This is a genomic window from Pseudescherichia sp. AS216, from assembly GCF_037152055.1.
In the GTDB taxonomy this organism is placed as follows: domain Bacteria; phylum Pseudomonadota; class Gammaproteobacteria; order Enterobacterales; family Enterobacteriaceae; genus Pseudescherichia.
In genome coordinates this window covers 1-250 of sequence record NZ_JBBCMV010000037.1, presented here as the reverse complement: position 1 = coordinate 250, position 250 = coordinate 1, and the positions used below count along the sequence as shown (strand labels likewise).

Annotated in this window: 1 protein-coding gene; it reads right to left on the bottom strand. The window is 57.6% G+C overall.

Features of this window, described 5'->3' with window-relative positions:
• On the bottom strand, window positions 1-250 hold a 250-nt coding region (locus WFN61_RS20810), incomplete at both ends, for a GTP-binding protein (RefSeq protein WP_337039153.1).

Sequence of the window (250 nt, the reverse complement as noted above, 5' to 3'; positions counted from 1 at the left end):
CCACTCAGCTTCGCCTTCCAGCGCTTTCAGCGCGGAACCACGAATGATCGGGGTGTCGTCGCCCGGGAAGTCGTACTGGGACAGAAGTTCACGCACTTCCATCTCAACCAGTTCCAGCAGCTCTTCGTCATCAACCATATCGCATTTGTTCAGGAACACGATGATGTACGGAACGCCTACCTGACGACCCAGCAGGATGTGCTCACGGGTCTGCGGCATCGGGCCGTCAGTCGCAGCAACAACCAGGATC